The following is a 12359-nucleotide window of genomic DNA, read 5'->3' on the forward strand; positions in this document are numbered from 1 at the left end:
TTTTTCTATTTGAATCATACCCCCAATGCATGGCAAAAAATAAAATCAAGCATATCGCGGTAGCCGGCAATATCGGCGCCGGAAAAACCACCCTCACGGAAATGCTATCGAAGCATTACAAATGGGTGCCGCAGTTCGAGGACGTAGAGCATAATCCATATCTGACTGATTTTTATGACGATATGCCGCGCTGGTCGTTCAACCTGCAGGTATATTTTCTGCACAGTCGCCTCAAGCAACTGGTTGATATCCAGCATGGTAAAGATACCGTGATCCAGGACCGCACCATCTACGAAGATGCGCACATTTTTGCGCCCAACCTGTACGAGATGGGCTTGATGACGAAACGCGATTTCGATAACTACTTCAATTTCTTCGAGACGTTGAAATCGATGGTAAAGCCGCCGGATTTGCTGATTTATTTGCAGGCATCCGTGCCTACGCTGGTGGCGCAGATCCAGAAGCGCGGCCGTGAGTATGAGGAAAATATCCGGCTCGACTATCTGAAACGCCTCAACGAATATTACAACAGCTGGATCGAAAAATATAAGGATGGTCCGTTGCTGATCATCGACGTCGACAAAAATAAATTCCCGGAAAACGAGGAAGATCTCGGTGAAATTATTTCACGAGTAGACTCAGAGCTGTACGGGCTTTTCTAGGTTTTTGAAGCGATAATATCTATCTCCGTCAAACGGTAATCTCCGTTTTTCGGAGATATTTTTTTTGGAGCGAATGCAGCATGCCATTAGTTTTGGGATATTGTTTGAAGAACCCGTTTTTTTATGATCATTGTTTGTTCTTTGGCCCTGCAATGGGTGTTGCTGCAATTATTTCCTATCCCTCCGTTGCTGGAGGTTTTTGAGTCCTGGAACGAGCCGGGGCGGCTGGCTGCGCTTCGGCGGGTTTCGGCGGGCGTGTATTCCGAGAAAAGATTCATGATCGAAGGATGGAACGTACATGCGTTGGCGGTGGCTTTTCCTGCGGGTGGGGGCGTGGCGGGCGTGAAGGTGCTGCATGCAGGCATACGTCCGTATGCGGAAACGCAGGCCAGCCTGATGTATGGACTGCGTTTGGGAAAGTCGGTGATGGCCGCGGCAGGGTTCGGTTTGAACTCAGGGAAGGCAGCTGCGGAGTTGGGGACGGTCTGGGAAACGGGGCAGCGATGCAGGATTGGGATGCAATGCGGGATGGGGGCTTCCGGAGCGGAGTACGGCGGTGTTTCGGTGACGTTCGGCGCGCCGGGGCCGGTTGAGATCGAGCTGGCTGCTGGTAAGGCGGCAGGACAGGCAGTGTCTGGGCGGGCGCAGGTGCTTTACCGGCCGGTGGACCGGTTGCTGATCGTGGGCGGATATGCTGCCGGGCCATTGTTTCCCTATGTGGGCGTAGGTTGGATGGCCGGTTGGTGGAAGATGGGGGTAGTGGGGCGGTGGCATCCTTATCTGGGGATTTCGCCTGGAATCTTGATCGGTTGGAATGGAAAGCGCAGGGATTGACGGATGAGGAAGGGGAAGCGATATGCTTACTAAATTAACTGGAAGGTGATTGTTGACGGCAGCGTAATCTATCATGTGCTCCTGGCAAATCATGCTATCCAATTGGATCATCCGGAGGGAACTGTCGGACTATTGTGCCAGGGATATTTTCCGCGCAGCGCATGTATTGCACGGCAGTAGAACAGGCTGAGTTTTTAATTAGTTAACACATTTTGCATGTTTTGCAGTGTGATAAAAGGAAGCGCATATTAATTAGTCTGAAAGCAGGTCGTTGGCCTCAGAATAATGGATCATGCGTTTGAGTAATTGATGTGTTGCTATTTGGGAAAATCCAGATGGAAGAGGCGGGTTGTTGCGGGATGGACGCTGATCACAAGTTGTATGTTTTGTAGCTTGATAGAGGGATACGTGCGTTTGATTTTCTATATTAAAAGTTGACCTTAAAATAATTAATCATGGAATTGAATAAAAAGTCTTTCCGATTTGGAGTATCCAGATGGGGCACGTGAACTGTTGCAGCAATGCTGCATGTAAAAGCAAGTCAGGAAGTCTGAAAGCAAATTGTTGACCTCGGGAAAATGAATCATAGAATTGAATAAAAAGTCTTTCCGATTTGAAATATCCAGATGTGGCGCGTGGACTGTTGCGCGATGCTGTATCGATATGCAAGTCAGGTCGTCTGAAAGCAGATTGTTGACCTCGGAATAATGAATCATGGGTTTGAGTAATAAGTCTTTCCGATTTGGATATCCAGATGGGGGCACGTGAACTGTTGCAGCAATGCTGCATGTATATGGGAGTCAGGAAGTCTGAAAGCAGATTGTTGACCTCGGAAAAATGAATCATAGAATTGAATAAAAAGTCTTTCCGATTTGAAATATCCACATGTGGCGCGTGGATTGTTGCGCGATGCTGTATGGATATGCAAGTCAGGTCGTCTGAAAGCAAATTGTTGACCTCGGAAAAATGAATCATAGAATTGAATAAAAAGTCTTTCCGATTTGAAATATCCAGATGTGGCGCGTGGACTGTTGCGCGATGCTGTATGGATATGCAAGTCAGGTCGTCTGAAAGCAAAATGTTGACCTCGGAAAAATGAATCATAGAATTGAATAAAAAGTCTTTCCGATTTGAAATATCCAGATGTGGCGCGTGGACTGTTGCGCGATGCTGTATGGATATGCAAGTCAGGTCGTCTGAAAGCAAAATGTTGACCTCGGAATAATGAATCATGGGTTTGAGTAATAAGTCTTTCCGATTTGGAATATCCAGATGGGGCACGCGAACTATTGTGCAATGGATGTTCTTCGTGTACTGTATGTATTGCGGTACAATGCAAGGATTTGCCTGCCAGGAAGTGCCTCAGCATGTCGAAGAGTGGCAGGAACAACAAGCTGGATCGGCTCCTGAAGAAATGCGGGAGAACGATGAGCAGTGGACCTTGCTGCAGCGATACCTCCGCCGTCCGTTGAACCTGAACACAGCCACGGCAGAAGAATTGCAGGAGTTAGGGATTTTGCTGCCGGAGCAAATCTCCCAACTATTGGAGCACCGGAAAGTACTCGGCCCGCTCATCGCGATTTATGAATTGCAGGCGATAAAAGGGTTCGATATACCGACGATCCGGCGGTTGTTGCCATACGTCTCAGCAGGAGACGCCTTTGTTGAGCAGATCCCCTTCCGTAACTACTGGTCCGAAGGCAAACATTCCCTGCAATTACGTTATGCCAGAACCTGGGATGGGCCCGGCAGATCGCTGTTCCCTGCCACGGAAAAACCGCCGGCATATATTGGTGGCCCCGACAAACTGACCCTGCGGTACCGCTATTCAATGGGCCGCCACATGGGCTGGGGGCTCGTGCTGGAGAAAGACGCGGGTGAGTCCTGGTTGCGGAAAAGCGCTGTTCCATTGCCGGACCACGCCGGGTTTCATTGGGTGGTACGGCGCCCGGGGCTATTGAAGACGTTAGTATTGGGAGACTATACCATCAATATCGGGCAAGGGCTCATACAATGGCATGGGATGGCGCCTGGCAAAGGTTCCTCCGTCCTATACTTCAAAAGGGAAGGCGAATCTTTGCGACCGTATGCAGGTGTGGGGGAGTTTTATTTTTACCGGGGAGTCGCGTCAACATTGGCTTTCCGCAAGTCTGAAATCACCACCTGGCTATCTGCCCGCACCCTCGACGGCAGATTAAAACCTGCGGATGAAGATACCGCTGAAACGTCCGGTTCGATCCTTTCCGCAGGGTACCATCGAAACCTATCGGAACTGGAGGCCCGGGGGAATATCAAGCAATTTACGGCCGGCGCGATCTGGAAGCGGCGCTGGCGGGCGGGACATGTAGCCTTCAATGCCCAGGGCCTGCATTTCTCCGTTCCGCTGCAAAGGGGCGATGATGGGTACCGGTTGTTCCGCTTCCAGGGAGACCGCTTGCTGGAAGCCAGTATCGACCATGCGTTTAACTGGAGGAATGTTCATTTTTTCGGTGAAGCTGCGCGGGGCAGCACGGGCCATTGGGCTGTGACGCAAGGATGGCTGGCTGCTTTGTCATCCGCAGTGGATGCGGGCATGGTCTGGCGCACCGGGACTCCGGGGTTCGTGGGAATGTACGGTGCGCCGTTCGGGGCTACCGGTTTGGCGGGGAACGAAAAGGGCTGTTATGGCGCCCTGCAATGGCGGGTACATCCTGCATTAATAGCCGCCGGCTATGTGGATGTGTTTGGTTTTCAGTGGTTGCGCTACCGGGTAAGCGCTCCTTCCAAAGGAACGGATGCCCTGATTTCCCTGCAGTGGAATCCGTCGCGGCACGCTATGGTACAAGGCACCTACCGGTACACGGAGAAAATGCAGGATGTGGAATCGGAGGGCGCCATGGAGAAAGCTGTCATACGGCAGCGCGCGCACCAGGTGCAGTTGCGTTGTGAATTTCCATTGTCGCCGGTCTTGACCTGGCGGGCAAGGGCGCAATGCCAGTTGTTGGAGTCGTCCGGTACCTGGATCGCCATGCAGCAATGGAACTGGCGGTCGGGGAAATGGAAGGGGGGCTGGACTCATGCCTGGTACGACGGCGGCGCGGGATTGGGCATGTACCTCTCGGGGCTGGGGTTTCCGGGAGATGGGACGGTTGCGCGTTTCAGCGGTTCGGGTTGGTATTTCCGATGCCAGGCGCAACGCAACTTCGGCGATCGCTGGAGCGCATGGTGCAGTTGGCAGTACTCACGGAACAGGGCCCCCGTCCAGACTTTAGCGGAATGGCGGAAGGGAACGCTGATAGCGGGAAGGAGCACCGTTCAATTGCAGGTACAGTACGAATGGGGGCGGCATGAATAATTCCCAGCCCTTTCCTGGCATTTAGTTAAACGAAATCGACTTTCCCGCGTTATAATTTCAGACTTTCATCCAAAAAAACACTATGCGATTGCAGTTTTACATAGTATCTTGCATCGCTTGTTGAACAAGTAAAGCCTTACCTCTTTGATGATTTAGATTTTGATTGACACCAACTGATCATCAATCCGCCGGTTTCTTCGGAAACCGGCTTTTTTATGCCCAATCCCAAAAAACTTTGCTCTTTTTCAAACAAATTTGAGGGTATCATGAAAAGTTGGAGGAGGATTTGAAAGTCAACAACTTATCTAGTAATCGCCGCATATCCGTTGCAGTGAACCGTTAATAAGCCTTAACAAAGTTTTAACTTAAAATTTTTGCGGATTCAAAAAACTACCTATTTTGCGGGTGTCAACCAAAATCTAAATCATCTATGAAAAAGGCTCTACTTTTTCTCGCCACTGCCGTGGTGAGCAGTAGTCTGGCTTATGCTCAACAGCGCCAGATTACGGGGAAGGTCAGAGGAGACGATGGAGCTCCCATCCCCTTCGCCACCATCCAGATAAAAGGCACCACCACAGGCACCACCACCGACCAATCCGGCAACTTCCGGCTCAGCATCCCCGGAAACAACACGGTCCTCATCGTCCGTAGCCTGGGATACCTCAACAGGGAAATCCCCGCCGGCACCAACGCCACCTTCGATGTCGTCCTTCAAACCGACAACACGAACCTCGATGAAGTAGTGGTTACCGCCCTCAACATCAAACGCTCCCAGAAATCCGTCCCCTACGCCGTTCAGCAAGTGGACGCCGCCAGGCTCACCCAAACCCGGGAAACCAACATCAGCTCCACACTCGCCGGTAAAGTAGCAGGCGTCCAGATCCAGGGACAGTCGGGCGCCAAAATCGGCCAGGGTGCAGTTGTCCGCCTCCGCGGCGCAGGCTCCCTCTCGGATAAAAACCCACTCTTCGTCCTCGACGGAACGCCCGTCAGCCCAGACGATATCAACATGGACGATGTGGAAAACATCTCCGTCCTCAAAGGCCCCAACGCCACCGCGCTCTACGGCCAACGCGCAGACGCAGGGGTAGTTGTAGTCACATCCAAAAAAGGCCGCCTCAACCCCGGTATCGGGCTCCAACTCAACCAAACCACCACCTTCGATAAAGTCTACATCCTCCCCGACTATCAAAACGAATACGCAGGCGGCGGGGTCAGCAACCTCATGCGCTACAATTGGCAGGCAGGTCAGCCCGAAGAATGGAAAGCGATGGACGGAAAGTTCTATCACGATTATTCCGATGACGCCAGCTGGGGCCCCCGAATGGTAGGCCAGGAATATATCCCCTGGTACGCCTGGTATCCCGGCGCTAACTTCGGCAAAACCGCCAAGCTCGAAGCGCAGCCGGATAACGTCCGCGACTTTTACCGCACCGGCCTTTCGTTCAACAACAATGTCAACTTCGTAAAAGCTGGCGAAGGGTACAACGTCCGCGTATCTTTCACCAACCTGCAACGTGAAGGCGTTATCCCCAATTCCAGTCTCGACAAGAACTCGTTTTCCACCCAGGCCAGCTTCGACATGGGCAGCCACTTCACCGTGGGCGCCAACGTCTACTACGTGACCGAAAACCTGAAAGGTGAATTCAACGACGGCTATTCCAATAACTCGTCCGGCTCGTTCAACCAATGGTTCCACCGCGACCTGGATCTTGGCAAACTTAAAGAGCTCCGCGGCCTCAAATCCCCGCAGGGCGCCCTCGCCAGCTGGAACCACAATAACCCGGAACTCTACAGCGGCGCAAATCCGCTCAAATTCTACGGCGCCAACTACTGGTACAATTTCTTCTCCTACTTCGATAACATCGACAACTTCGCGAAACGTAACCGCGTTTTCGGTGACATCAACCTCACCTACAAACTAAATGATCACTTCAAAGTAGCCGCTTTCATCCGGAGAAATGAACTCAATGTTAACCGCGAAGAAAAAACACCGTATATCCTCGAAACCAGCGCCACCCAAACCGGCGTGAAACAAGGGTACTTCACCCGACAGGACTGGGTTAGGGAAGATAACTACGAAGGTCTGGCCACTTACACCAACCAGTTCTTCGACCGCTCGCTGAGCTTCGATTTCAACCTCGGCGGCAACATCCGCAAAAACGCTTCGTCGTTCATCAGCGCTTCCACCGTCAACGGCCTAACCGTTCCCGACCTGTTCACACTGTCGAACTCTAAAGACCCGATCACCTACAGCAACGATCGCTTCTACAAAACTGTGCGCAGCGCCTATGCCAGAACCACGCTCGGATGGAAAGACATCTTCTTCGTGGACGCATCTATCCGTAACGACATCAGCTCCGCGCTTCCGAAAGACAACAACTCATACTGGTATCCGTCCGTCGGCGGTAGCATCATGTTCAGCGAATACCTGAAAGAATCGCTTCCCTTCCTCTCGTTCGGTAAGCTCCGCGCGGGTTGGGCGCAGATCGGTTCCGACCTGGACCCTTACCAGCTGGAGCTGAACTACTCGCTGGAGCCGACGCAGTTCAACAAGAACTCCCCGATGTTCACCCGGAACACGCTGCCGAACAACGCGATCGAGCCATCGTTGTCGTCTTCGTTCGAAGCGGGTACCGACCTGAAGTTCCTGCAAAACCGCGTGGGCCTCAGCTTCACATACTATCGGGAAAATAAGAAAAACGAGATCCTGACGGTGAACGTATCCAACGCCAGCGGTTTCCTTTCCAAAGTGATCAACGCGGGCAGCCTGGTGCGTAATGGTATCGAGCTGCAGCTGGATGCAACGCCGGTTAAGACCGCCGACTTCAATTGGGAAACCACCGTCAATTTCTCCAAGAGCAAATCTGTCGTGAAAGAGCTCACGGAAGACGTGAAAACCTACACCCTGCCTAACTCCGACCGCGGAGGTGCTGCCGTTTCTTTTGGCGTGGCAACTGTAGTGCACGCGGAAGGTGAAGACTGGGGCCAGCTGCGCGGCAACGGTATCAAGCGCATCAACGGCCAGCCGGTGCTGAATGCAGATGGTACTTACGCCATGGAGCAAAACCTTTACTTCGGTTCCGTGCTGCCCGATTTCATGGGCGGATGGTTCAACCAGTTCACTTACAAGGACATTACGCTGACCGCTTCCCTCGATTTTCAGAAAGGCGGTAAATATTTTTCCCTGTCTGATTTCTGGGGATCATTCTCCGGGCTGTACGCCAAAACCGCTGTTCTCAACGATAAAGGAATTCCCGTTCGGGACCCGGTTGAAGACGGCGGCGGCGTGAACGTTTCCGGTGTTGATGCAGACGGCAAGCCCGTGAAGACTTACGTAGATGCGCAGACATACTGGCACCAGTTCCGTACGAACAGCAACATCGCAGACATGTCCATCTACGACGCTTCCTACGTGAAGCTGCGCGAAGTGAGCCTCGGATACAACCTGCCGGTGAAAAAATGGGCACCCAAGATTTTCACACAGGCCAACATCTCCGTGGTGGCCCGCAACGTGTGGCTGATCTATGCAGATGAAAAAGGATTCGATCCCTCCGAGCTGTCTGGCCGTTTCGGTGAAAACGGACAAATGCCCGGCGTTCGTTCCTTCGGTGTTAACCTGAAACTCGGTTTCTAAAAAATCAGATCATGAAAAGACATTTCAATAAAATTTCCATCAGCCTGCTGCTATCGATCCTGTTCACCGCTGAAAGCTGTAAAGATTTCGGTGACCTGAACAAATCTCCCAACGCGAGCGAATCGCCGGTTACGTCTGCGTTGCTGACAGGTGTGCAGGTTTATCTCGGAAGTGGCAATTCCATGAACGTCAATTACGCGTTCGACGTGCGTTTCCTCAACGAAGGCGCCATGTACGTGCAATACACTTCCCAGACCCAGTACCCCGACGAGTCCCAGTATTCGGTGACGGCCAGGGGATGGTCGCAGTACTTCGCCGGCCCGCTGGAAGATCTGCACAAGATCATTCAATACAATACCGACGCCGACAAGAAGAACGAACCGACCGTTACTTCCGGAGGGTCCAATGCGAACCAGCTGGCCGTTGCCCGCATCCTTAAAGCGTACTTTTTCGCGCAGGTGACCGATCTGTGGGGCGATGTGCCTTACAAGGAAGCCCTTTCCGGGATGGTGACGCCCAAATACGACACGCAAAAAGATATTTATACCGATCTTCTGAAAGAATTGAAGGAAGCGATCGGCCAGTTCGACGGCGGTGCTAACGTCAAAGGCGATATTCTTTTCGAGGGCGACCCCGCGAAATGGAAACGCTTCGCCAACTCGCTGCGCATGATCCTCGCACTGCGGCTGTCCAAACGCGATGGCGAGATCGGCAACCTCGGCAAGACCACTTTCGCAGAAACGCTGGCCAGCCCCGCCGGACTTATCGACCAGAACAGCGAAAACGCGATCATGCCCTGGCCCGGCGGTTCCTACAAGAACCCCTGGTACCAGATGTACGATGGCCGTACCGACTACGCTATCAGTGCAACGATGGCCGATACCCTGAAGAAATACGCCGACCCGCGGGCGTCGAAATACGGTGAGCCGCATAGTGGCGTCGTGAAAGGCGTGCCTTACGGCCTTACCCGCGAACTGCTCATTACGTGGACGGCCGCCAATCCGGATTTTTCCAAAATCGGCCCGGAAATTACAGCGGAAAATGCGCCCGATTACATCATCACCGCTGCCCAAATCCTGCTTTCCCGTGCAGAAGCGGCTTCCATGGGCTGGACGGCCGAAAACGCCCAAACACTTTACAACGAGGCTATTAAAGCTTCCTGGGAGCAATGGGGCGTGTTCGAACAAACAGCCTATGACAACTACATCGCCGATGCGAAAGTATCGTTCGCCGGCGGCGAAGTAATTCGCAAAATCGGCACCCAGAAATGGATCGCGCTGTACCCGAGCTCCTGGCAGGGTTGGGCGGAATGGCGCCGGATCGGCTGGCCCTTTATCAAGCCTACTCCGTATGCTGTTAACGTCAGCAAGAAAATCCCCCGCCGCTACGGCTATCCTACCAACGAAATTACCCTCAACAAGGCGAATTACGGCGAAGCCGCGGCGCGCATCTCCGGAGGCGACACCCACGATGGCCGCGTATGGTGGGACAAACAATAACTCATTTCATATATAAACGAATTAGCATGTTTACTATAAAGCATCTCAAAAATATCATGATCTCCGGCGGCGTAATGCTGCTTGCAGCAGCGTGCCAGAAGGATAGCGACGGACTCGGCGGCGCAGGGCAGACGCTGGTGCGCATACCGGGTTCCGATGATACGGTGATCGTTTTCGGGGTCGATTACAAGGCCACCGCCCAGGCGGTCAATATTCTCGAAATTAGCCGGGCGCCGCACAGCGCAGGCGTTTTGAACGGGGAAACCATCGTGAAAGTGAAGCCGGACCCGGCGCTCATCACCAAGATCAACAACAGCCGGCACGTGCACTTTGAAGCGCTGCCCGCCAACGCATGGAGCCTCGACGCGTCCGTGAAACAGGTTAACGGGCTCTACGAAGTTCGTTTTGGATCGGGGGAAATCGCGCAGTACATCAAGATAAACATTAATACCAGCCTGCTCGACCTCACCAAGTCGTATGCGATGCCTTTCGTCCTCACCGAAGCCGTGAACGGGGTTATCACAAAAGGCCCCAATACCGCACTGGTACAGGTGATCATTAAAAACCAGTGGGACGGGAAGTATGCGGCGAAAGGGACTTTCTACCACCCGGTAAACGGTCCGCGCGCCATCGACGAGGATAAAGACCTGGTGACCGCCGGCCCGAATTCGGTGATTTGCAACCTGGGCGACCTCGGTGCCAACGGTTACCAGATGGTGCTGACGATCAATGCGGATAATTCCGTGACCATCACGCCCGCCGGAGCCACGCCCAACGTGGACATGAACTATGGTGTGAATAAGTATGACCCTGCTACTAAGGCGTTTACGCTGAATTATGCCTATAATACGGCGGCTCCCCGCATCGTCCGGGAAACGATCACCCGCAAATAAGTCTTTGCTTTGTTAGTTCTATTTTAAAAACAGCCTCCAAATGCGGAGGCTGTTTTTTATTTTTGTGCTTTCTAATCCACATAATAATGGAAAATCAAGACGAGCAGCAACAGCTGAACATTGAACTGAGCGAGGAAGTAGCAGACGGAACGTATGCCAACCTGGCGATCATCACGCATTCTCCGTCAGAGTTTGTAGTGGATTTTATCAACGTAATGCCCGGTTTGCCGAAGGCCCGGGTGAAGTCAAGGATCATTTTGACGCCGCAGCATGCCAAGCGCCTTATGAAAGCACTGGCAGACAATGTAAAGAAATATGAATCCGCCCATGGTACGATCCAGGACCAGGAGCCGGTTTCCTTACCGATGAACTTCGGCGGTCCCACCGCCCAGGCATAACCGAACCACGAGAATGGAGCAAATTTTTTCGTACGGGCATTTGCGGGATTTCACCCGTGATGTTTTCCTGAAAATGGGCTGTTCTGCCGGACATGCCGATCTCGCAGCCACCGTTTTATTGTCGGCCGACCTTAGAGGGATTGATTCTCATGGGGTTGCGCGTTTAAGCGGGTACGTTCGCCTTTGGGAAGCGGGCCGCATCAACCCTACGCCCGATATCCGGATCGTTCATGAAACGCCTTCTACGGCGGTAGTGGACGGTGATGGAGGTCTCGGGCTGGTGGTGGCTCCTTTTGCCATGCAGGTAGCGATCGACAAAGCTAAGGTCGCAGGCACGGGATGGGTGAGCGTACGGCATTCCAACCACTTCGGGATAGCCGGCTACCATGCCATGATGGCGCTGGAACAGGATATGATCGGAATGGCGATGACGAACGCCAGCCCGCTGGTAGCACCTACCTTCGCTACCGAACGGATGTTGGGCACCAATCCGATCGCCGTGGCGATCCCGGCAGGGGAGCAACCGCCTTTCGTAGCCGATTTCGCCACCACCACGGCGGCGAACGGTAAGCTGGAGATCCTCCAGCGCAAGGAACAGGAAGCCCCCGAAGGCTGGGTGCAGGACAAAAACGGCAATCCCAGCACCAACCCGAACGAGCTCAAAAGCGGCGGCGCCCTGCTGCCCCTTGGCGGCGACCGCGAACATGGAAGCCATAAAGGCTATTGCCTGGGTGCGATCGTTGATATATTTTCGGCCGTGCTTTCCGGCGCCAACTACGGCCCATGGGCACCTCCGTTCGTCAGTTTCCTCCCGCTTCCCCCAGACCCCGTGGGCAAAGGGCTCGGGCATTTCTTCGGCGCCATGCGCACCGACGCATTCCGCCCGGCAGACGAATTCAAGGCGCACATGGACACCTGGATCAATCGCTTCCGCAGCGCGCAAACCGTTCCCGGCGAGGAAAAAGTCCTCATCCCTGGCGATCCCGAACGCGAAATGCAGGCCCACCGGCTCGAAGCCGGCATCCCAATACTCGCCCCCGTCGTCAAAGACCTCGGCGAAGTAGCATCGAAATTTAAAATCAATTTTTAAGTAATATATACC

At 53.2% G+C, this 12359-nt stretch carries 8 protein-coding genes; all 8 read left to right on the forward strand.

The genetic code is table 11. The features are described 5' to 3' along the window. Positions 1 to 29: 29 nt before the first annotated feature. The 8 genes from ACQKLP_RS05065 to ACQKLP_RS05100 all read left to right on the forward strand — a co-directional run bounded on the left by ACQKLP_RS05065 (position 30) and on the right by ACQKLP_RS05100 (position 12347). The gene (locus tag ACQKLP_RS05065; RefSeq protein WP_341842977.1) at positions 30 to 662 is read left to right on the forward strand and encodes a deoxynucleoside kinase; all 633 of its coding nucleotides are present in this window, start codon (positions 30 to 32) and stop codon (positions 660 to 662) included. Positions 663 to 785: 123 nt separating this feature from the next. Further along, positions 786 to 1496, forward strand: a complete 711-nt coding sequence (locus tag ACQKLP_RS05070) for a hypothetical protein (protein ID WP_427320665.1) — start codon at positions 786 to 788, stop codon at positions 1494 to 1496. Positions 1497 to 2829: 1333 nt separating this feature from the next. Further along, positions 2830 to 4830, forward strand: coding sequence for a ComEA family DNA-binding protein (locus tag ACQKLP_RS05075; protein WP_427320667.1), 2001 nt, complete (start codon positions 2830 to 2832; stop codon positions 4828 to 4830). 430 nt (positions 4831 to 5260) lie between these two features. Then, positions 5261 to 8467, forward strand: a complete 3207-nt coding sequence (locus tag ACQKLP_RS05080; protein ID WP_427320669.1) for a SusC/RagA family TonB-linked outer membrane protein — start codon at positions 5261 to 5263, stop codon at positions 8465 to 8467. Positions 8468 to 8478: 11 nt separating this feature from the next. Next, positions 8479 to 9966, forward strand: a complete 1488-nt coding sequence (locus ACQKLP_RS05085; RefSeq protein ID WP_427320671.1) for a SusD/RagB family nutrient-binding outer membrane lipoprotein — start codon at positions 8479 to 8481, stop codon at positions 9964 to 9966. A 26-nt stretch (positions 9967 to 9992) separates the two neighbouring features. After that, complete coding sequence (locus ACQKLP_RS05090) at positions 9993 to 10859, forward strand: BT_3044 domain-containing protein (RefSeq protein WP_427320673.1); 867 nt, start codon at positions 9993 to 9995, stop codon at positions 10857 to 10859. Between the two features lie 86 nt (positions 10860 to 10945). Continuing rightward, complete coding sequence (locus tag ACQKLP_RS05095) at positions 10946 to 11257, forward strand: DUF3467 domain-containing protein (RefSeq protein ID WP_341842983.1); 312 nt, start codon at positions 10946 to 10948, stop codon at positions 11255 to 11257. 13 nt (positions 11258 to 11270) lie between these two features. After that, positions 11271 to 12347, forward strand: coding sequence for an Ldh family oxidoreductase (locus ACQKLP_RS05100; RefSeq protein ID WP_126245139.1), 1077 nt, complete (start codon positions 11271 to 11273; stop codon positions 12345 to 12347). Positions 12348 to 12359: the final 12 nt, after the last annotated feature.

The organism is Chitinophaga sp. NPDC101104, assembly GCF_050277495.1.
In the GTDB taxonomy this organism is placed as follows: domain Bacteria; phylum Bacteroidota; class Bacteroidia; order Chitinophagales; family Chitinophagaceae; genus Chitinophaga.

Excerpts from the sequence above, each read along its gene's own strand:
- ACQKLP_RS05080 (WP_427320669.1), top strand. The coding sequence starts at position 5,261 with ATGAAAAAGGCTCTACTTTTTCTCGCCACTGCCGTGGTGAGCAGTAGT.
- ACQKLP_RS05095 (WP_341842983.1), top strand. The coding sequence starts at position 10,946 with ATGGAAAATCAAGACGAGCAGCAACAGCTGAACATTGAACTGAGCGAG.
- ACQKLP_RS05090 (WP_427320673.1), top strand. The coding sequence starts at position 9,993 with ATGTTTACTATAAAGCATCTCAAAAATATCATGATCTCCGGCGGCGTA.
- ACQKLP_RS05100 (WP_126245139.1), top strand. The coding sequence starts at position 11,271 with ATGGAGCAAATTTTTTCGTACGGGCATTTGCGGGATTTCACCCGTGAT.
- ACQKLP_RS05065 (WP_341842977.1), top strand. The coding sequence starts at position 30 with ATGGCAAAAAATAAAATCAAGCATATCGCGGTAGCCGGCAATATCGGC.
- ACQKLP_RS05070 (WP_427320665.1), top strand. The coding sequence starts at position 786 with ATGATCATTGTTTGTTCTTTGGCCCTGCAATGGGTGTTGCTGCAATTA.
- ACQKLP_RS05075 (WP_427320667.1), top strand. The coding sequence starts at position 2,830 with ATGCAAGGATTTGCCTGCCAGGAAGTGCCTCAGCATGTCGAAGAGTGG.
- ACQKLP_RS05085 (WP_427320671.1), top strand. The coding sequence starts at position 8,479 with ATGAAAAGACATTTCAATAAAATTTCCATCAGCCTGCTGCTATCGATC.